General features: G+C 61.2%; 18 protein-coding genes and 1 pseudogene. 7 read left to right on the top strand and 12 right to left on the bottom strand.

Features of this window, described 5'->3' with window-relative positions; genetic code table 11:
- Positions 1-3: 3 nt before the first annotated feature.
- The 3 genes from G3N95_RS01935 to G3N95_RS01925 form a co-directional block, all read right to left on the bottom strand.
- Positions 4-918, bottom strand: coding sequence for an aldo/keto reductase (locus G3N95_RS01935; RefSeq protein WP_205968258.1), 915 nt, complete (start codon positions 916-918; stop codon positions 4-6).
- Between the two features lie 107 nt (positions 919-1,025).
- Entirely contained in the window at positions 1,026-1,325 is a 300-nt protein-coding gene (locus G3N95_RS01930) for a superoxide dismutase (RefSeq protein ID WP_205968257.1), read from the bottom strand.
- A gap of 115 nt (positions 1,326-1,440) precedes the next feature.
- Positions 1,441-1,995: a flavodoxin family protein gene (locus G3N95_RS01925; RefSeq protein WP_205968256.1), complete on the bottom strand. Its 555-nt coding sequence runs from the start codon at positions 1,993-1,995 to the stop codon at positions 1,441-1,443.
- Between the two features lie 172 nt (positions 1,996-2,167).
- Between G3N95_RS01925 and G3N95_RS01920 the strand changes: the two genes are divergently transcribed.
- A complete protein-coding gene (locus G3N95_RS01920; RefSeq protein WP_205968255.1) occupies positions 2,168-3,124 on the top strand; it encodes a LysR family transcriptional regulator in 957 nt (318 codons plus the stop codon).
- A gap of 107 nt (positions 3,125-3,231) precedes the next feature.
- Here G3N95_RS01920 and G3N95_RS01915 read toward each other — a convergent pair whose 3' ends face one another.
- From G3N95_RS01915 to G3N95_RS01895, 5 genes and pseudogenes are all read right to left on the bottom strand, one after another.
- The gene (locus tag G3N95_RS01915) at positions 3,232-4,428 is read right to left on the bottom strand and encodes an MFS transporter (protein WP_205968254.1); all 1,197 of its coding nucleotides are present in this window, start codon (positions 4,426-4,428) and stop codon (positions 3,232-3,234) included.
- Positions 4,429-4,439: 11 nt separating this feature from the next.
- Entirely contained in the window at positions 4,440-4,667 is a 228-nt protein-coding gene (locus G3N95_RS01910) for a tautomerase family protein (RefSeq protein WP_205968253.1), read from the bottom strand.
- A 63-nt stretch (positions 4,668-4,730) separates the two neighbouring features.
- Positions 4,731-5,546, bottom strand: coding sequence for a carboxymuconolactone decarboxylase family protein (locus G3N95_RS01905; protein ID WP_205968251.1), 816 nt, complete (start codon positions 5,544-5,546; stop codon positions 4,731-4,733).
- Positions 5,524-5,646: pseudogene (locus tag G3N95_RS01900) on the bottom strand (cupin domain-containing protein); the annotation flags it as partial. The gene G3N95_RS01905 and the pseudogene G3N95_RS01900, both read right to left, overlap by 23 nt.
- A 137-nt stretch (positions 5,647-5,783) precedes the next feature.
- A complete protein-coding gene (locus G3N95_RS01895; protein WP_205968250.1) occupies positions 5,784-6,194 on the bottom strand; it encodes a cupin domain-containing protein in 411 nt (136 codons plus the stop codon).
- 117 nt (positions 6,195-6,311) lie between these two features.
- Here G3N95_RS01895 and G3N95_RS01890 point away from each other — a divergent pair, with 117 nt between their 5' ends.
- The 5 genes from G3N95_RS01890 (at position 6,312) to G3N95_RS01870 (ending at position 9,739) form a co-directional block, all read left to right on the top strand.
- A complete protein-coding gene (locus tag G3N95_RS01890) occupies positions 6,312-7,211 on the top strand; it encodes a LysR family transcriptional regulator (protein ID WP_205968249.1) in 900 nt (299 codons plus the stop codon).
- An 83-nt stretch (positions 7,212-7,294) separates the two neighbouring features.
- Entirely contained in the window at positions 7,295-7,690 is a 396-nt protein-coding gene (locus G3N95_RS01885; RefSeq protein WP_205968732.1) for a VOC family protein, read from the top strand.
- Between the two features lie 170 nt (positions 7,691-7,860).
- Positions 7,861-8,415 carry a hypothetical protein gene (locus tag G3N95_RS01880; protein ID WP_205968248.1) on the top strand — a complete coding sequence of 185 codons (555 nt, stop codon included), beginning with the start codon at positions 7,861-7,863 and terminating at the stop codon, positions 8,413-8,415.
- Positions 8,416-8,654: 239 nt separating this feature from the next.
- Positions 8,655-9,056 carry a hypothetical protein gene (locus G3N95_RS01875; RefSeq protein WP_205968247.1) on the top strand — a complete coding sequence of 134 codons (402 nt, stop codon included), beginning with the start codon at positions 8,655-8,657 and terminating at the stop codon, positions 9,054-9,056.
- A 74-nt stretch (positions 9,057-9,130) separates the two neighbouring features.
- Complete coding sequence (locus G3N95_RS01870; RefSeq protein WP_205968246.1) at positions 9,131-9,739, top strand: hypothetical protein; 609 nt, start codon at positions 9,131-9,133, stop codon at positions 9,737-9,739.
- A 99-nt stretch (positions 9,740-9,838) separates the two neighbouring features.
- On the opposite strand, the gene G3N95_RS01865 is transcribed toward G3N95_RS01870, so the two are convergent.
- The 4 genes from G3N95_RS01865 to G3N95_RS01850 all read right to left on the bottom strand — a co-directional run bounded on the left by G3N95_RS01865 (position 9,839) and on the right by G3N95_RS01850 (position 18,046).
- A complete protein-coding gene (locus tag G3N95_RS01865; RefSeq protein ID WP_205968245.1) occupies positions 9,839-11,563 on the bottom strand; it encodes an ATP-binding protein in 1,725 nt (574 codons plus the stop codon).
- Between the two features lie 550 nt (positions 11,564-12,113).
- A complete protein-coding gene (locus G3N95_RS01860; RefSeq protein WP_205968244.1) occupies positions 12,114-15,746 on the bottom strand; it encodes a hydantoinase B/oxoprolinase family protein in 3,633 nt (1,210 codons plus the stop codon).
- Between the two features lie 68 nt (positions 15,747-15,814).
- The gene (locus G3N95_RS01855) at positions 15,815-17,113 is read right to left on the bottom strand and encodes an MFS transporter (protein WP_205968243.1); all 1,299 of its coding nucleotides are present in this window, start codon (positions 17,111-17,113) and stop codon (positions 15,815-15,817) included.
- Positions 17,114-17,272: 159 nt separating this feature from the next.
- Positions 17,273-18,046: a putative hydro-lyase gene (locus tag G3N95_RS01850; RefSeq protein ID WP_205968242.1), complete on the bottom strand. Its 774-nt coding sequence runs from the start codon at positions 18,044-18,046 to the stop codon at positions 17,273-17,275.
- 183 nt (positions 18,047-18,229) lie between these two features.
- Here G3N95_RS01850 and G3N95_RS01845 point away from each other — a divergent pair, with 183 nt between their 5' ends.
- Positions 18,230-19,162 carry a LysR family transcriptional regulator gene (locus G3N95_RS01845; protein WP_205968241.1) on the top strand — a complete coding sequence of 311 codons (933 nt, stop codon included), beginning with the start codon at positions 18,230-18,232 and terminating at the stop codon, positions 19,160-19,162.
- Positions 19,163-19,186 lie beyond the last annotated feature (24 nt).

Below are 19,186 nucleotides of genomic sequence, written 5' to 3'. Positions count from 1 at the left end.
CGCTCACTCAATCGATGTCGGGTCGCCCATCGACCAGGCTATGCCGTCGCCCCGGTCCATGGTCTTGATCAGGTCCATGTCTTCGCTATCGATCGAGAACCGGAAGAGATCGAGGTTTTGACGCATTCTCTGCGGATTCAAACTCTTGGGAAGTACTGCATATCCGCTCTGGACGCCCCAGCGCAGAAGAAGCTGGGCTTCGGAAACCCCGTATTTTGCCGCCATATCGATGAAGACATGACTGTCCGCCTTCATCTTGTCCGTTTTGGCGCTCTCCTGCCCGGGGCCGGCTCGCCAGGTGGAGAGCGGTGCCAGACTGCTATAAGCGATTGGCGCAATGCTGTTTTCTCGCATGCAGGCGATCAACGCCGGCTTCTGCGACCACGGATGAAGCTCGATCTGATTGGCTTCCGGCATTGGCAATCCCGTTGCCTTGAGTTCTTCCAGATGCTTCTGGTTGAAGTTGCTGACACCGATGCTGCGTACCTTGCCGGCCTGCTTCAATTGCACGAGTGCTCGCCATTGTCCGATACGTTGTGTTCCGCCATGGGGAGAGTGAATCAGGTACAGGTCGACATAGTCGAGACCCAGTCTCGCAAGGCTCGCATCGAATTCTGCAAGTACCTCCGGTTCGGACTTCGGCCGCTCCCCCCAACCGGGATTGCCCGGCCAAAGCTTGGTGGTCACGAAGATATCTTCGCGAGACAGTCGAGTCGTTTTCAGGCCGGTACGGATCCCTTCACCGACGCCTTCTTCATTTTCGTAAACTGACGCTGTATCGATGTGACGATATCCGCTTGCAATTGCAGCACCGACTGCAGCAGCTGTTTCGTCGGGCTGTATCAGGTAAGTGCCGAATCCGACGGCTGGTATTTCTGTATCGGCGTTCAGCCGAAAGGCAGGGATAGTAGTCGCCATGTAGCACCTGAAAGAAGAGCGTTGGGTCTTGAGAGAGAGTCGGCGTGCCAGAGATGGCTTGCCTGCACTGCAGATGCCTGCTGATGGGCGGATTCAATGCATTCCGTTCAGGTTTGGCCGGAAGCAAAGAGTGCTTCCCAGCCCATGAAAGGGCCAAGAGGAATGATTTCCCAATCAATCAAGCCAATCTTGGCTAGTGGAAATTCGCCAAGGTACTTTCTTGCGGAATCCACTGAATCACATTCGACAATGATGGCGACACCGGGGCGGTCCTGACGGAAATGGATATCTCGCACAATGCCGCTCTTATAGAGTTGCCAGCAATGGCGGGTTTCGTCCAGCAGATAAGGCTGGTACTTCTCGGGGCTACTGCCCGGCAGCGGAATATCGAGGCAAAGGAGTTTCATGGCGGGAATCCTGGGAAGAACTGCGTCGATCGGATGGAAACGGCAGTAGGGTGAAAGCTCATCGTCCTTCCGATCCGGAAATGCGCGAGGCGATGCGTATTGCTCGTGTGCGCCGTCAGGCAGCGACCTTGAACCGGCTTGCCAGCTCGGCGACACGCTGGCCAAGATGAGCGGCTGTCTCCAGGTCGCTGGCGATCGGCGAGAGATCCGGAGATACATCGTCGGATTGCGCCATTGCGCCCAGCCAGCCACCGATCCGGTTCCGTTCGTCCGCTCCACGTCCTGCAAACAGATCGAGCCCGACCCAGATCATTCCGTGCTGGGCCGCGAACAGCGCCATCGTCACCAGCGAGTTCAGCTTGTCGCCATGCTGGGCCCCGGAGTTGGTGAAGCCTGCGGCAATCTTGTTGCGCCAGGTTTGCGGTATCCACGCCGTGCGGGTCGAGTCCTCCATGAATTTCTTGAGGCGGGCGCTGATGGTTCCGTTGTACGTCGGTGAACCGAAAATGATGGCATCGCTGGCGGCAAGCGTTTCCCAAGGGATGTCACCGTCCGTCACTGCGACCAGATTCACTTCGGCTCCCGGTACGCGACGCACACCTTCTGCGACTGCATGTGCCTGTTTTTCGGTGTGGCCGTAGCCACTGTCATAGATGATGGTTGCCAACATCGGAATACGTCCTTTGCGATGAGTTTGTCGATTTCCGTCATTCTGGCCGTCATCGGGTTTAACCAGAAGCTACGGGCGGGTTGAACCGCTCTTAACCTAAGGTTGATAATGGCGTCTTCCGACGAAGGGCGTCCTTGCATGCCCCGGCGCGTGCTAACCCACGGAGGTCGACTTGGACTCATCGCAACGCGTTCGCGCGATTCTCTCTTTCGTTCAGGCGGCGGACGCGGGCAGTTTTGCGGCAGCAGGTCGAATACTTCGCATATCCTCTGCCGCAGTCAGCAAGAACGTCGCCAGCCTGGAGAAAGCATTGGGAGTACGGTTGATGAACCGTACGACGCGGACCATCAAGCTGACTGAGGAGGGAGAGGCATTCCTTCGCCAGGCCCGTGTCGCACTCGCGGCGCTCGATGCAGCCGTCGATACGGTCGCAACGCATCGGGGCGGCCCCAGCGGACGTGTCCGTATTTCCACGAGCTGGGCATTCGGACGCGAGCAACTGATGCCCGTGCTGCCGGGGCTGATGAGTCGCTATCCTGCGTTGTCCGTCGAGGTCGATTTCGACGACAGGGTTGTTGACCTCGTACGCGACGGCTACGACTTCGTGATAAGGGGCGGTGACATTCGAGATTCGAACCTGGTGTCGCGGCCGATATTTCGACTGAACAGGGTGCTGGTCGCATCCCCGAACTACTTGGAGCGCCACGGGATTCCCCAGACTCCCGAGGAACTGCGAACGCATAGGCTCATTGCGCGGCGGTTTCTTGGCGGACAGTTGTCTCCGTGGAGTTTCAGCGCGGAAAACGGCAGCGTCACCACATTCGATCCTGCGAATGCTGCTGTGTTGACGTTGTCCGCGCCCGAAGCCGTCGTGCAGGCCGCACGCGATGGCGTGGGTATCGGACAGGTTGGCGTTCATCTTGCGTGGGAAAGCCTCCGCTCTGGCGCGTTGAAGGTGGTTCTTCATCGCTATCACCATGCTGGGGACTACGAGATGGTCGTGCAGTATCCGCATCGGGCATTGATGGCGCCACGCGTGCAGGCAACGCTTGACTACGTGATGGAAGCGTTCGCCAAGGACAAGAATCTGCACGTGCCGTTGGAGGCGTTGGCCGCTTACGCTGCGTGATGAAGCCTGTTCCGTTGAACTTCAGCCCGTCCCAAGGTGAGGGGATCTGAGTGGACTGAATGACTCACAACCCAAGGTTGATGATCACGCCAGCACTTGCAGACGCACTAGCGAGTTACCGGACGGCGGCAAAGCAGGCGGACGGCTACGCCGGTGGTGCAAAGAACAACCACGGCACTGACCAGGAAGACCGCTCCCAGACCGGCGTGTCCACCTACCCAACCGAGCGCGGGGCTGCCGGCAGCCATCGCGACATCGAGAAAGACGGTGTAGAGACCCATTGCCAATCCCCTATTTTGGGGCGTTGTACCGCGAACAGCCTCAACGCCGAGTCCAGGATAAACGAGTGAATAGCCGAAACCGGCAAGCGTCGCCCCAGCAGACGCGATCAACGACGTTTTCGCCTGCGACATCAGCAAAAGACCTGCTGCCTGCATAACGACAAAAATCAGTGCGACTCTCGCACCGCCGAAACGGTCAGGGAGATGTCCCGCGATCGTGCGTGCCAGGATCAGTGCGCCACCGAAGGCCGTAAATGCCATCCATACCGGCTGCCAATGCATGCCTGTATAAAGAAGCGAGCTAAACGTCAAAATGGCGCAATAGCCGATGCTCGCGAGCGCGGCGCCCAACCCTGGCAGCCATACCGCAGCCAGGATCGTTCTGAAGGACGAATGCTTCCCGCGAGGATGCGGCGGAACCGGGCGCGTGCGGATCAGGAATGCCAGCACGATCAACGGCAGCACCGTCGTGACAAGCGCGATGGCGACGAACCCTGACGACGTAAATAAGGTTGTCCCAACGGGACCACCTATCGCCATCGCGGCGAACATCGCCGTTCCCACCCAGGCGATGACCTTGCCGGCATGTTCCTTGTCGGCGAGCCCAAGACCCCAGGCAACGCCACCCGTGATGATGAAGCTCTCGGCTCCGCCGAGAACCGCACGGCCAACGAGCAGCACCATGACGGAAACCACCGGCATGTCGGCGAAAGCAAGTGAAAGAAGGTAGAGAAGTCCGGACACCGCCGCCACGATCAGGCCAGTGAGCACGCCGCGCTTCGCACCATGTCGGTCGGCGTAGGACCCTGCCCACACGCGCGAAATGAGCGACGCCGCGAACTGTGCACCCGCGACCAGCCCGACGACGACTGTTCCGAAACCCAGGTCATGGCTGACATGCAAAGGCAGTACCGGTAGTGCTACGCCAATGATGAGGAAACCCGCAAGCACGGCAGCCATCACCGGCATCAGCGTCGCCACTACCGAATGACCCACTGCTTCCGTTAGATGTGAATCAGACATATCGATATGCTTTACATTTTGTATCCGGGCTTCTTGTAAAGCACTTCGGATCGTGCCTCGATGTCGGGGATATAAACTTCCTTCTTCCAGTTCTCCGAAGCAACCTCCTCGAAAGCGACCGAGACAGAGTCTGCACGGTAGCCGAGGATTTCCATCACATCGCGGGTGATTGCCTCGGCCAGCAGTCGCTTCTGTTCTTCCGTCTTGCCTGGCCAGGCTTTTACGATGACGTGCGGCATACGCGTGATTCTCCAATGATCGGGGGAGCGCGCCGGGATAGGGCGCGCGTTGAACCGGGTCGTTCAAACGCCCGGACGCTTCGAGAACACGTCCTTGAATACCGGCATCGCCGAAAAGACGTTTGGCCAGCCCGCATAAAAAGCCAGTTGCGTGAGTGCTTCGGATGCCTCGTCTTTTGTGAGTCCGTTGTCCATCGCGCGATTCAGGTGATACGGAATCTGCGCGACCTGGCCGTTTGCGACGAGGGCGCTCACCGTAACCAGGCTTCGGTCGCGGGGCGCCAGTCCTGGACGCAGCCATAGATCGCGAAACAGGATGTCCGTCGTGTATTGAACGACGCCCGGTGCGACCGCGCCAAAGTTCTCCGCGACTGTCTGCGCGCGCTGCTTTTCTGCGGCTTCGTTCAATGGCAGGCGCGCCACATCAGCGGGAGGAACCTGACTCTCACCGATGCCACGCTCGTCGAAGATCCTCTTGGCGACGCCCGAAGCGGCGGTCGCGTTGGCCCATCCGGAATAGAAGGCCAGGTGCGTGATGATCTCGGAGATTTCCGCCGGCTTCACACCGTTATCGAGCGCGAGCCGGAAATGGAACGGCATCTCGACGGTCTGGCCTCGGGAGACGAGCACCGAGAGGGTCACGATGCTGCGGTCGCGCGGCGAAAGCTGCGACCGCTTCCAGAGACCGTCGAGTACGGTTTCAGTCGTGTAGCGTTCGAACGCGGGAGACACCGATTTCAGGTCGGCGAGGGAGGGTGGTTCTTGCATGGTTTCGGTCCTTTCGATGTGCGCGCATGCGGCGAGGATCACTGCGCCTGCCACGGGAACCAGCCGGAGCAAGCGGCGGATTCTCTCGTCACGGCGTGCGGAATTGCTCATCCGTGACGGGTTCGAGCCAGTTGACATTGTTGCCATCGAGCGTCTCCTGCAGTGCGACATGCGTCATGCCCGTGCCGGACGTTGCGCCGTGCCAATGCTTGATGCGAGCACCGCCCTGCACAGAGGGCTGAGATCCGCCGTGCACGACCGTTATGCCTGCTTGTCCGGCGTCAGCAGCGGTTGCCGCCGACGCAACACCGGACAATCCGGAAACGACGATGGCTGCGGCGAGCCTCATCACATCTGCTTGTGGCTGCCGAGGTATTGCTCGTCGGTCACTTTCTCAAGCCATTCAACGTTCTTGCCGTCAAGCGCCTCCTGGATGGCGATGTGCGTCATCGCCGTTGTCGATGTGGCTCCGTGCCAGTGCTTGTGTCCGGGCGGGCACCAGATGACGTCGCCGGCGCGAATCTCGACGCGCGGTTCCCCCTCGCACTGCGTCCAGCCACATCCCGCCGTAACAAGCAGTGTCTGGCCAAGCGGATGGGTGTGCCACGCGGAGCGCGCGCCGGGTTCGAACGTGACGCTCGCACACGAGACGCGTGCGGGCGGGGGCGGAGCGTTGAGCGGATCGATACGCACCGTGCCGGTGAACCATTCTTCGGGGCCTCTTATGGAGGGCTGGGAGCCCGCACGTTTCAGTTCCATGATGTCTGTTTCCCAAGTGATCGAGGCGTCAAGCCTCCTGCCATTAATCTAACCGCTGGCGATTCATGCGACTAGATGGCAATATCGGCATGGTCTTATGCTGTGGAGCATTAATCGATGGAAAACTTCAACGATGTCGTAGCATTCATGGCAGTCGCGCGCGAGCGAAACTTCACACGGGCTGCGGCACAGCTTGGCGTCTCGCAATCGGCGTTGAGTCGCACGGTACGTGCTCTGGAAGAACGCATGGGCCTGCCGTTGCTGATGCGCACGACCCGCAGCGTTTCACCAACGGAAGCGGGTGAACGGCTGGTCGCCTCAATCGGGCCGAGGCTCGAGGAAATCCAGGCGGAACTTGAATCGCTGCGCGCATTGACTGACCAGCCGGCCGGAACGGTGCGAATCACGACCACCGATTACGCCGCGAACACGTATGTCTGGCCGCGGTTGCAGGCGCCACTGCGCGAGTATCCCGCGCTGAAAATCGAACTCGTGAACGACTACGGCCTGTCGGACATCGTCGCGGATCGCTACGACATCGGCGTGCGGCTGGGCGACCAGGTTGCTAAAGATATGATCGCCGTGCGCATTGCGCCGGATATGACGATGGCTATCGTCGGCGCCCCTGGCTATCTGCGGACAAGACCACCGGCGAAGACGCCGCAGGACCTGACATTGCACAACTGCATCAACCTGCGGCTGCCTACGAGGGATTCCCTGCTGTCATGGGAGCTGAGCAAAGGGCGGCGGGAATTGCAGGTTAGGGTCGAGGGGCAGCTCGTATTCAATAACGTGTATCAGATGGTCGATGCAGCGCTCGCCGGCTTCGGCCTCGCGTATGTACCAAAGGACCTCATTGAGGCGCATGTTGAAGCCGGACGGCTGGGTTACGTGCTGGAAGACTGGTTTCCCACGTTTACGGGGCATCATGTCTACTATCCGAGCCGCCGCAAATCATCACGGGCGGTGGAACTTGTCGTGAACGCGCTCAAATCCGGCTATAGGCGCCGCGCGTAGTGTGCGATGAGGAAAGGCCAGGGCTTGCGGGTACGGCCGCAAGGTCGGTACAGTCCGTTTCAGATCATCAGCAGGACATCATCATGCTTCTCCACATTCATCACGCCGCTATCATTTGCTCGAATTACGAGGTGTCTCGCCGCTTCTACACGGAGATCCTCGGCCTCCAGATCGTGGCAGAGCACTATAGGGAGCATCGACAATCGTACAAACTCGATCTCATGCTTCCAGACGGATCGCAGATCGAGCTGTTTTCGTTTCCCGATGCTCCCGCGCGACCGTCCTATCCGGAAGCGTGTGGCTTGCGTCACCTTGCCTTTGGCGTCGACGACGTCGACGCGTGCAAAGCGTTGCTTGAATCGAAAGGTGTGTCGGTTGAAGCCGTGCGTATCGACGAATACACAAACAGGCGCTTCGTCTTTTTCGCGGATCCGGATGGTCTTCCGCTCGAGCTATACGAGGTGAAAGCGCCGAACTGAGTGCCGATGCGACGCTGCTGAAGCGCCGGCACAGGCCGATATCGGTGCAGCGAACCAGCAACTGGCGCTGTGGGGTTCAGCGCATCCGCGGATCCGCTAGAGCAGGCGACGACAAGAATGAATTGCTACTGCGAAGAAGAAAAAGCAATTGAAAACAGGGAGATCTAGCGGTGGCTAATGGTCGAAGTTCCTATGGTGTCTTTTCAATAGTTTTTGTGACGGCCCTTGTCCTGGCTTGGGGCTCATCGTTTAATGGTCCTGCGTTCCGGATTCGCCATGAATACTGGAGTCGTATCGTGCCACTTGCGATTCCGGTTGCGATATTCATCGCGTGGCGTCTTCAGAAAATGCTAGTTGGCTCCTGGTACACGCCAAGGTATGCATCGCAAGAGCGTCAGATGGGGATTGGAGAATCCTGGGCGACGGCAGTGCTCGCGGCAGTCATTCTGGTGGGATTCGGGACGGAGGCGGCTGCCAATGTTATGAATCAGGTCGTCGGCGTCTCATACGTTGCAACGTATGAAGTGGCGTCGAAGTTTGTAGAGCGGGGAAAGCATACCTGCTATGGTCTGACGCTTATCAAAGTCGACGATCCGACCGATCAGTTTCAAATATGCGTATCGAATCCAGAGCAAGAAGGGACTGCAACAGGTGAAAGATGGCGCGTGAATGGCAGGCGCTCGAGATATGTCAACCAGATGCTGGGCTATACCAGATATCCATAGAATTCTAGCAATACAACTAAACAGGGATTCGCCCAAATGCCACAAACTTACGGAAGCCAGGTTTTCGGCTCTATGTACGACATTGCTGTGTCTGTGATCATATCCATTGCGTTCGTCTACTTTGGCGTGCGAGCGCGAGGCATGACGCCCGATGAACGGGCCAAGATGCCGCTGATCATCGGCAACTGGAAAGCTTGCTTCTCTTTCGCAGTCGTCTCGGCGTTACTGGCGTTCGCCAAGTGCGTTCATTCATAGAACAGGAAAGCAGGAAAGCGGCATTGAATCCGGCGTGGATTTCAGAAATGCAGAGAAGAATAACGATTGCTCTTCTGGTCTCTCTGGTCGCGACGCAACGTTGCTTCGCGCTGTCAGTTGATGACCTGAAGCGGGGTGTTGATCAGGCGCTTGTCGAAGGCGGCCCACCTGCCACAGAACTCGCCACCTATGTCACGGGATATGTACATGGAAGCGCGGAGTATGGCCGCACGCTGGGGCTCGTGTGCGACGAGGCGGGGCTTCATACAACAGCAGACGAACTGCAAGCTGTGCGCGCATATATGATCAACAACCCCGACGAATGGTCCGATGGCGCACAGCTTCTGATCAATCGTGCACTTACCTCTCCGCTATGTCGACATTGAATCATGACCACGTATCCTCAAGACCGCGCGACGCTTTCCGCGCTCCTCGCATATACGCTGCTGCGATAGTTTCAATGGTTGCGCTGGCTAGTGGATGCACATCGGCGCCCAAATCGGCTGATTACACAGCCAACAACGCAAAGGCCGTGCTATCCCCCGAATGTCCTGACGTGAGCGGTCTTTATGAAGGCCGGGTACGACAGATCGTTGAAGGCTATGGGCCAGGCGGCGTATTGCCGTTCACGGACGAAATATTCCAGGTGGAGAACCCTGAAGCAGCCGAAGCGATACGCGCAGGCTACAGAAGGGAAGCGAACGGCCGTCGCATCGCGCCCGATACCGCAGATTTTCGAAAGAATGCCGACGGCAACTACATGGTCACGACATACTATGGCACCTCGGAGGCGGGTAGCTTTCGCACGAGATTCAGCGATGTCGTCAAGGTATCGTGCGAGGCAGGCGTCATCAGTTGGGTCACGCCGGAGCAATCGTCACGGAGCGAGTACGGCCCGAACTACTTCTTTTCCGGCCGTTCGGTGAGGCTCGATAGCAACGGCGACATTCTGCTCACCACGTGGACCCATATGAGCTATCACATGACGCTGCTATGGCTCCCTATGGGGGCTGGCACCGAAAAGACGGTTTATCGCTACAAACGCCTGAAGCCCGCGAACGATCATTGATGTTCCGAAGTGCGCGCGATGCAACATTTGCTATATAAGCACCAACCCTGCGCAGACAGGATTCCGATGCCGAGACCATGCGACGCGCGAATTGCAGTCCTATACGGACTTGGAAAGGAGGTCGCGGACCATCTGGGCAAGCGTCTCGGGGCGATAGGGTTTCTGCAGCAGCTTGACGTCGGGTGCGAGGATGTTATTTTTCGAGATCATGTCGCGCGTGTGCCCGGACGTAAAAAGCACGGGAATCGCCGGCGCGCGGCTTTTCGCCCAGGCGGCGAGGTCCGCGCTCTTGACCGTTCCAGGCATGACAACATCCGTGAACACCAGGTCGACACCGACGCCGTTTTTCAATAGCGCCAACGCCGCGTCCCCGTTAACAGCTTCAATGACCTTGTAGCCGAGTTCGCGCAACAGTTCGGCGGAGGTTGCACGTACGCCGGCATCGTCCTCGACGACCAGAACCGTTTCATTGCGGCCGACGTGCGCGGCAGCGTCGCGTACGTCGGCGACCGTTTCCGCCACGGCGGTTCGGGGGAAATACATCTGAACCGACGTGCCGTGACCGACCTTGCTCTCGATGGAAAGGTGGCCGCCGCTTTGCCGGACAAAGCCGAAGACCATGCTCAAACCCAGGCCGGTCCCGCGGCCGTCCTCCTTGGTCGTGAAGAAGGGCTCACACGCCCGCGCGAGTACTTCAGCCGACATCCCCCGGCCCTCATCCTGCACCGTCAGGCGTAGATACTCTCCGGGAGAGATGTCGGACCGCGTTGCTTCGTTCTTGCCCACGACGACGTTCTCTGCGATGACGCTGATTCGCCCCTCTCCATCGAGCGCATCACGCGCGTTGATGAGCAGGTTGAGCATCGCATTCTCCAGCTGGTTCCGATCAGCCTGAATCAACCAGGGATTGGGCGGCAACGACATATGCACGGAAACAGTCTCTCCCAAAGCCCGCTGCAGCAGATCGGCAAGACCCTCGAAAATGCGTCCGATATTGATCACCGTGGGCGAGAGCGGCTGGCGTCGGGCGAATGAAAGCAACTGCGACGAGAGCTTCCCGCCGCGTTCGACGGCCGTTGCGGCAGCCGCCACACGCTTTTGCACATTCGAGTTTCCCCGTTCCTGTATCGCAAGCACCTGGAGATTGCCGGAGACGACTTGCAGCACATTGTTGAAGTCGTGTGCAATGCCGCCCGTCAGAGCACCGATGGCTTCCATCTTCTGGGCTTGCCGCAGTTGCTCTTCGAGTTCCACCCGAACAGCCACCGCGTCGGCCACTCTCTCTTCGAGGTTGCGCGTCAGCTGAAGCAGCGCCGACTCGGCTTCCCGTTGCCGTCGTTCGGCGATGACACGCTCTGTGGTTTCAATGACAACGGCGATAACGCCCGCGGGCGCGCCGTCGTCTTCTACCACCGGACTGTAATAGAGGTCCATCCAGACGTCTTCGGCGACGCCCTTGCGGTAAAGGACGAGTTCCTTGTCCCGGTACGACAGGGTGCCACCCGCCAGACAGGTGTCGACTACGTTGCGATTGAACGCCGCAACTTCCGGCCAACCTTCTTCTACCGGCGCGCCGAGCAGAACCGGATGGCGACCGCCCGCGAATATCGCGTATGCATCGTTGTAGACCATGTAACCAGCACGGTCCCAAAGCATGACGAGAGGCACGGGGGAGGCGAGCAACATCTGAACGGCCGCTCGCAGACTGCTCGACCACTGGGCGATGGGTCCCAGCGACGTCGCTGACCAGTCGAATTCGCGAATTCGCTGAGCCATTTCGCCGCTCCATCCCACGCATCCATGGTCGCTGACCGCCTCGAGCATATGCTGTCTTCTTTCCGGTTTCCCCGGCAAATTTCTGGATGCGTCCGGCGGGCGCCAGACGAACTCGACAATCTTTCGCAGCCGGCGGCGAATTCATTCCCCATCAATTGTCGCTCAACGTGCGGCCTGAATGCGATGCAAGAGGAGAACAGCCAGCATGGCGCCCCGGGTTCTCACGCGGATGTGACGCTTGAGGCGAGCCGGTATCGTTCCGCATGCCGGGATAGGAGATCAGCAATAACCACGCCCGGCTTGTACAGAGTGTAAGGCGGGCAGCGGAAGGCCGTCGAGTCATGAGCGCCCGGCAGGAATACCAACACCCGCCTTGGGCAGCGGGGTACATGGCCGGATTGGACATCCGCCCGACGCGTTCCCCGGCAGTCCGGCAGCACATCGGGCGATTGCAAGACGCAACCCGTCGCGGTCAGATTTGCACTGACGCAGTTGCGCTTCCAGAATTGAAAGGGTGTGAAGACGCGGGATTGCCGACGCGCCTGCCGCGACTCGATCATCGGCAGGCAGTCGGCAAGTGTCGATGCCGCAAACCAGCTTACGTTTGCCCGAAACCACCACCACCTGGCGTTTCGACGACGAACACATCGCCCGCAGCCATCTCGACACTGGCGATATGTCCGAGCGTGACGATTTCGCCGTCCGCACGCTCGACACGATTCCTCCCCGGTCTGCCCGCTGTGCCGCCCGCCGCGCCGAACGGCGCATGAATGCGATTGTTCGAGAGAATCGAAGCTGTCATCGGCGCCAGAAAACGGATGCGCCGGATCGCGCCATTGCCGCCCGTCCATCGTCCCGCGCCACCGGACTCCACCCGGATCAGATGCGATTCGAGCCGCACCGGGTAGCGCCATTCGAGCACTTCGGGGTCGGTCAGGCGCGAGTTGGTCATATGCGTCTGCACCGCGTCGACGCCGTCGAAACCGTGGCCCGCGCCGCTGCCGCCCGCAATCGTCTCGTAGTACTGGTAGCGGGCATCGCCGAACGTGAAGTTGTTCATCGTGCCCTGGCTCGACGCAACGACGCCGAGTGCGCCATACAGCGCATTCGTGATCGCAGACGATGTCTCGACATTGCCAGAGACAACGGCGGCCGGCCAGACGGGATTGAGCATCGAACCTTCGGGGACGATCACGGAGAGCGGCTTCAGGCAGCCTGCGTTGAGGGGAATGTCGTCGCCCACCAGCGTGCGGAACACGTAGAGCACGGCCGCCATGCAGACCGCCCTGGGCGCGTTGAAATTGTTCGGCAACTGCGCGGACGTGCCGGTGAAATCGACGGTTGCGCTGCGCGTTGCCGCATCGACACGAATGGCGACGTTGATTACCGCGCCATTGTCGAGTTCATAGCGATAGGTGCCGTCCTTGAGCGCGCCGATCACGCGACGCACGGCCTCTTCCGCATTGTCCTGCACGTGCTGCATGAACGCGAGCACCACCTCGCGGCCGAACTGCGCGACCATGCGGCGCAGTTCGTCCACGCCCTTCTGATTGGCGGCGACCTGCGCACGCAGATCGGCCATGTTCTGCGCGACGTTGCGCGCGGGATAACGGCCGGAGGCCAGCAGCGCGCGCGTTTCGGCATCGCGCAGCGTGCCTGCCGAAATGAGCCGCCAGTTGTCGATCAGCACGCCTTCTTCTTCGATATGCGTGGAAGCGGCCGGCATCGAACCGGGCGTGATGCCGCCGATATCCGCGTGATGGCCGCGCGAGCCGACATAGAAGAGCGGCGTTTCGCTGCTGTCGGCGAACACGGGTGTGATCACGGTCACGTCGGGCAGATGCGTGCCGCCGTGATACGGATCGTTGAGCATGAACACGTCGCCGTCGCGCATCCTGCCTCGATTGCGTTCGATGACGGTCCGGATGCTTTCGCCCATCGATCCCAGATGCACGGGCATGTGCGGCGCATTCGCGATCAGATTGCCGGCGGCGTCGAAGATCGCGCACGAGAAATCGAGCCGCTCCTTGATGTTGACCGAGTACGCGGTGTTCTGCAGGCGCAGTCCCATTTGCTCCGCGACCGACATGAACAGGTTGTTGAATATTTCGAGCCGCACGGGGTCGGCTTGTGTGCCGATGGAGCGGCGTGTGGGCAGCGGCAGCACCCGTGTCATCACGACGTTGCCGTCTTCGGTGAGGGCCGCCTGCCAGCCGGGTTCGACCACGGTGGTGCCGTTCTTCTCCGCAATGATGGCGGGGCCGTCGAGCGTGTCGCCCGCCATCAGCGTATCGCGAAGAAAGAGCGACGCGTCGTGCCATCGCGCGCCCGAATACATGCGGACGACGGCGGCCCGGGCGGGCGCTTCGCCGGCCGGGCGAACGGCGACGCTGTCCGTCGACGGTTGCGTATCCGAATGACCGATCGCCTCGACCGAGGCGAGTTCGACCACGAGCGGCGTGTCCGCCATCAGAAACGCGTAACGCTGACGATAGGCGGCTTCGAATGCTTCACGCATCGACTGGACGCTGCCCGCATTCACTGCGAGCGCTGAATCGGTGCCCTGATAGCGCAGGTGTACGCGCTGCACCGTGGAAATGCGCGCGGCGTCGACGTTCTGGTCGAGCAATGCGCGAGTGGCTTCGTCGACGAGCGTATCGAGCGCCGCATCGACGGTGGCAAGCGACGTCTCGTCGAGTACGATTTCGAGTGCACGCTCGCGCATCGCGGTCTGGTCGGCGAGTCCCATCCCGAACGCCGACAGCACGCCCGCCAGCGGATGCGCGAACACGCTCGTCATGCCGAGCGCGTCGGCGACGCCGCATGCATGCTGGCCGCCCGCGCCGCCGAAAGTCGTCAGCACGTACTGCGACACGTCGTGACCGCGCTGCACCGAAATCTTCTTGATCGCATTCGCCATGCTGCCAATCGCGATCTCCAGATAGCCTTCCGCAATTTCTTCCGGCGTGCGCCGTTGTCCCGTCGCCGCGAAAATGTCTTCTGCAAGCGCGTGAAAACGCGCTGCGACGGCTTCGCGATCGAGAGCTTCATTCGCGTGCGGTCCGAACACACGCGGGAAGTAGTCCGCCTGAATCTTGCCGAGCATCACGTTGCAGTCGGTCACCGTGAGCGGACCGCCGCGGCGATAAGCAGCCGGGCCGGGATTCGCGCCGGCCGAGTCGGGACCGACACGCAGACGCGCGCCGTCGAAGCCGAGTATCGAGCCGCCGCCGGCGGCTACCGTGTGGATGCTCATCATCGGCGCGCGCATGCGCACACCCGCTACCTGCGTTTCGAACACACGCTCGAACTCGCCGTTGTAGTGCGACACATCGGTCGACGTGCCGCCCATGTCGAACCCGATCACGCGCTCGAAGCCCGCCGCCTGCGCCGCGCGCACCATCCCGACGATGCCGCCCGCCGGTCCCGAGAGAATCGCGTCCTTGCCCTGGAACAGATCGGCGCGCGTGAGACCGCCGCTGCTCTGCATGAACTGCAGATTCACGCCGGGCATTTCGCTCGCCACCTGATCGACGTAACGGCGCAGGATGGGCGACAGATACGCATCGACCACGGTGGTGTCGCCGCGCGACACCATCTTCATCAGCGGCGAGACTTCGTGCGAAACGGAAACCTGTGTGAAGCCGATACGCCTCGCCAGTGCCGCGACTTCGCTTTCGTGTCCGGTGTACCGGTAGCCATGAACGAGCACGATGGCGAGGGCGCGAATGCCAGCATCGTAGATCTCGCGCAGCGCGGCTTCCGTAGAGGAAAGATCGAGCGGTACGACCACATCGCCTTGCGCGCTCATGCGTTCGTCGATTTCGATCACGCGCTGATACAGCGCTTCGGGCAGTGCAATATCGAGGTCGAACAGGCGCGGGCGATTTTGATAGGCAATCCGCAGCACATCGCGAAAGCCTCGCGTGGTCACGAGCGCGACGGGTTCGCCTTTGCGTTCGAGCAGCGCATTGGTCGCGACGGTCGTGCCCATCTTGACCATCTCGACGTCGCGCGGCGTGATCGGCTGGTCCGCGCGCAAGCCGAGCAGGTGGCGGATGCCCGCGACGGCTGCATCGCGGTATTGCTCCGGGTTCTCGGAAAGCAGCTTGTGCGTAGTCAGCGAGCCATCGGGGCGACGCGCGACGATATCGGTGAACGTGCCGCCGCGGTCGATCCAGAACTGCCAGCGGGACGGCGTGCAAGCCTCGGGTACGTGAACGTGATTCATGGTGCGATGTCGATGAGGTCGTGATACGGATTCGGTTGATCGGATGCGCGTACGATCAGGCGCGGCATTCAGGCGGATTCGAGTTCACGCCCGCGTGTTTCGGGTAACGTCAGGGCGGCGATGATCAACACGCCATACGCGGCCACCGCGAAGATGCCGATGCTGGTGCCAAGGCCGAACTGTTTCGACAACGAGCCGATCAGCACGGGAAAGAGCGCGCCGATCGCGCGGCCGACGTTGTAGCAGAAGCCTTGTCCCGAGCCGCGCACGCGAGTCGGAAAGAGTTCGGTGAGAAACGCGCCCATGCCGGAGAAAATGCCGGAGGCGAAGAAGCCGAGCGGAAAGCCGAGCCACAGCATCGACGTGTTGGTGAGCGGCAGCGACGTGTAGGCGAATGCGATAGCCATCGAGCCCACGGCGAACAGAATGAAATTCGGCTTGCGGCCAAGACGGTCGGTGAGCCATGCGCTCGACAGATAGCCGATGTAGGAGCCCGCAATGATCATCGCCAGATAGCCGCCCGTGCCCATCACCGTGAGATGGCGCTCCGTCTTGAGGAACGTGGGCAGCCACGTGGTGATCGCGTAGTAGCCGCCTTGTGCGCCCGTCGTGAGCAGCGCGGCGCGCAGCGTCGTGGAGAGCAGCTTCGGCGCGAAGATATCGGTGAAACGCGGCTTGTCGTGCGTGTCGCGCTGCGTGGCCTTCGCCTGTTCGAAAACCTCGGGCTCCTTCACATAGCGGCGGATCACCAGCACGAGCAGCGCGGGCACGAGGCCGATCAGGAAGAGCGCCCGCCACGCGAGTTCCGGCGCCATGGCCGAGAAGAGGACCGCATAGAGCAGGGCGGCGAGCCCCCAGCCGAGCGCCCATCCCGACTGCACGAGGCCCACGGCCTTGCCGCGATCACGTGCGCGGATCACTTCGCCGATCAGCACGGCGCCCGCCGTCCACTCGCCGCCGAAGCCGAAGCCCATCAATGCACGCGCCGCCAGCAACTGCCCGTAGTTCTGCGCAAGCCCGCACAGACCGGTGAAGACGGCGAACCACAGCACGGTGAGTTGCAGTGTGCGCACGCGGCCGATGCGGTCCGACAGGATGCCCGCGATCCAGCCGCCCAGCGCCGACGACAGCAGGGTCATCGTGCCGATGAAGCCCGCATCCGCGAACGAGATGCCCCATGTGGCGACGAGCGTCGGGATCACGAACGAGAGCATCTGCGTATCCATGCCGTCGAGCATGTAGCCGACCTTGCAACTCCAGAACGCGCGCTGCGCGCGCGGACCGGCTTCCGCATACCACGAAAGCCGGGTCGCACCGGCCGTTTCGGCGGGCTCGTCTGCGATTGCCGCGAGTGTCTTGCTGTCCATCTGTTGCTCCTGTTGATAGACGCGTAGGGAACGTGTGGCGCCGCCCGAACGCCTGATGTGATTCGAAGAAATGAGACAGCCCCTCTGGTCGGCGCGGCCAGATTTCGTTCGACGAACGGGAAGCCCTTCAGCGATGCGGCGCAACGCGCGCCGCGGCGTTCAGAACACGGCTAGCGACGCGTTCGCGATATCCGTCATCAACATGTGGCCCGGCGCATGGGCAATCGCGAGCGGCAGCTTCGCCGCCATCAGCGCGGTTTGCGGCGTCACGCCGCAAGCCCAGTAGACGGGTAGTTCGCCTGAGCGGATCGTCACCGCGTCGCCGAAGTCGGGGCGCGCGAGATCGGCGATGCCGAGTTCGGCAGGGTCGCCGATATGAACGGGCGCGCCGTGCACGCCGGGAAAGCGGCTCGTGATCTGCACGGCGCGGATCGCGTCGGCGCCGCGCATCGGGCGCATCGACACCACCAGTTCGCCGCCGAATACGCCTGCGGACCGGTTCGGGATATGCGTGCGGTACATCGGCACGTTGCGGCCTTCCTCGACGTGACGCAGCCCGATGCCTTCCAGCGCCAGCATGTGTTCGAACGAAAACGAGCAGCCGATGGCGAACACGACGAAATCGTCTCGCCAGAGCGATTCGATCGAATCGGTGCGCTCGCTCAGCGCGCCGTCGCGATAGACGTTGTAGGCGGGCACGTCGGTGCGGATGTCGATCTCGAGGCCGAGCATCGGCACGCGAAAGTCGCCCGGTTCGCCGACACCCAGCAGCGGGCACGGCTTCGGATTCGCGTGGCAGAAGCGCAGGAAGTCGTGCGCGTGCGCGGCGGGCAGGATCGCGAGATTCGCTTGCGCGTACTCGCCGCAATGTCCGGCCGTCGGGCCGCGAAAGTCGCCGTGACGAACGGCCAGGCGGAATTCGTATGGAGTCATGTCGGGCGTGCTTCGAAAGGGTTCTGGTTCGGTGCGCATCACGAATTGCGTACCGTTAGCCGAAGCATAGAAAAGAAGAAAATTTGACGCCAACTAGTTTTCTTTGCAGTCGGCGAATAGAATTTCTTAACGAAACCACGGGTTTTCCCGAGTCACGTCGATTTTTTTGAAGCGCTTCGCGCCATGAACACTCGCTTTCTCGAAACCTTCGTCACGCTCGCCAAGCTGCGCAGTTTCCGTACGACGGCGACCGCGCTGCATGCGACGCCCGCCGCGATTTCGCAGCGTCTGAAAGCGCTCGAAGACGAATTGCAAACGGTGCTTGTCGATCGCGAGAGCCGCGACTTCCGGCTCACGCCAAATGGCGAATACCTGCTCGGCTATGCAAAAGCGGTCGTGGAGGCGACGCGTCAGTTGCAGGCGGCCGCGTCGAACGAAGGCACGATGCGCGGCAAGCTGCGCCTGGGTGTGATCGAGACGGTCGTGCATAGCTGGCTGGCCGACTACATGCGCCGCCTGGCAGCCGACTATCCGCAGCTCGAAGTGGAACTCGCGGTGGACGTCAGCGTGGTGCTGCAGCGCCGGCTGATGGCGGGCGAACTCGATCTGATCATCCGGGTGGAGGGCAGCGATGAGGAGTCTGTGGTGTGCGACGCGCTCGCCAACTATCCCGTTCACTGGATCGCCCGCGCGGGTCTGCTGCCGCTATCGCGCAGCGGACTCGCGAAGCGCGTGCTGCGTCATCCGATTCTGACGTTCGGCCGGGGAACCGCGCCGCATCGCGCGCTCGAAGACATCGTCAGCAAGCTTGCGCTTGCGAACGGCGTGCCGCTCGCCGATACGCGCATCACGGGCTCGCCGTCCATTTCGGTGATCGTGCAGCTGGTGCGCGACGGTTTCGGCGTCGCGGCGATTCCGCGCCTGTTCGTCGACGATCTGATCGCGCGGGGAGAAGTGATCGAGTTGCCATTGCAGCCGTCGCCGCCGTCGATCGTGGTGTCGATGTCGCGCCGCGCGGATGCGCCGCTGTTCGTGCACGGCGCGGCGAATGCCGCACGCACTGCATGTCACGCGTATTGCGAACATGGCGACGCACGCCTGATCGAGCGGTTGTGAAATGCGGCATGGCCCTCGTGCCAA

The sequence above is a fragment of the Paraburkholderia sp. Tr-20389 genome, assembly GCF_017104565.1.
In the GTDB taxonomy this organism is placed as follows: Bacteria; Pseudomonadota; Gammaproteobacteria; order Burkholderiales; family Burkholderiaceae; genus Paraburkholderia.
Note: the sequence above shows the minus strand (reverse complement) of the source record. Positions and strands in the feature narration are given on the sequence as shown.

Excerpts from the sequence above, each read along its gene's own strand:
- G3N95_RS01865 (WP_205968245.1), bottom strand. The coding sequence starts at position 11,563 with ATGCTCGAGGCGGTCAGCGACCATGGATGCGTGGGATGGAGCGGCGAA.
- G3N95_RS01915 (WP_205968254.1), bottom strand. The coding sequence starts at position 4,428 with ATGTCTGATTCACATCTAACGGAAGCAGTGGGTCATTCGGTAGTGGCG.
- G3N95_RS01870 (WP_205968246.1), top strand. The coding sequence starts at position 9,131 with ATGGTTGCGCTGGCTAGTGGATGCACATCGGCGCCCAAATCGGCTGAT.
- G3N95_RS01850 (WP_205968242.1), bottom strand. The coding sequence starts at position 18,046 with ATGACTCCATACGAATTCCGCCTGGCCGTTCGTCACGGCGACTTTCGC.
- G3N95_RS01860 (WP_205968244.1), bottom strand. The coding sequence starts at position 15,746 with ATGAATCACGTTCACGTACCCGAGGCTTGCACGCCGTCCCGCTGGCAG.
- G3N95_RS01925 (WP_205968256.1), bottom strand. The coding sequence starts at position 1,995 with ATGTTGGCAACCATCATCTATGACAGTGGCTACGGCCACACCGAAAAA.
- G3N95_RS01890 (WP_205968249.1), top strand. The coding sequence starts at position 6,312 with ATGGAAAACTTCAACGATGTCGTAGCATTCATGGCAGTCGCGCGCGAG.
- G3N95_RS01905 (WP_205968251.1), bottom strand. The coding sequence starts at position 5,546 with ATGAGCAATTCCGCACGCCGTGACGAGAGAATCCGCCGCTTGCTCCGG.
- G3N95_RS01930 (WP_205968257.1), bottom strand. The coding sequence starts at position 1,325 with ATGAAACTCCTTTGCCTCGATATTCCGCTGCCGGGCAGTAGCCCCGAG.
- G3N95_RS01895 (WP_205968250.1), bottom strand. The coding sequence starts at position 6,194 with ATGGAACTGAAACGTGCGGGCTCCCAGCCCTCCATAAGAGGCCCCGAA.
- G3N95_RS01845 (WP_205968241.1), top strand. The coding sequence starts at position 18,230 with ATGAACACTCGCTTTCTCGAAACCTTCGTCACGCTCGCCAAGCTGCGC.
- G3N95_RS01935 (WP_205968258.1), bottom strand. The coding sequence starts at position 918 with ATGGCGACTACTATCCCTGCCTTTCGGCTGAACGCCGATACAGAAATA.
- G3N95_RS01855 (WP_205968243.1), bottom strand. The coding sequence starts at position 17,113 with ATGGACAGCAAGACACTCGCGGCAATCGCAGACGAGCCCGCCGAAACG.
- G3N95_RS01885 (WP_205968732.1), top strand. The coding sequence starts at position 7,295 with ATGCTTCTCCACATTCATCACGCCGCTATCATTTGCTCGAATTACGAG.
- G3N95_RS01910 (WP_205968253.1), bottom strand. The coding sequence starts at position 4,667 with ATGCCGCACGTCATCGTAAAAGCCTGGCCAGGCAAGACGGAAGAACAG.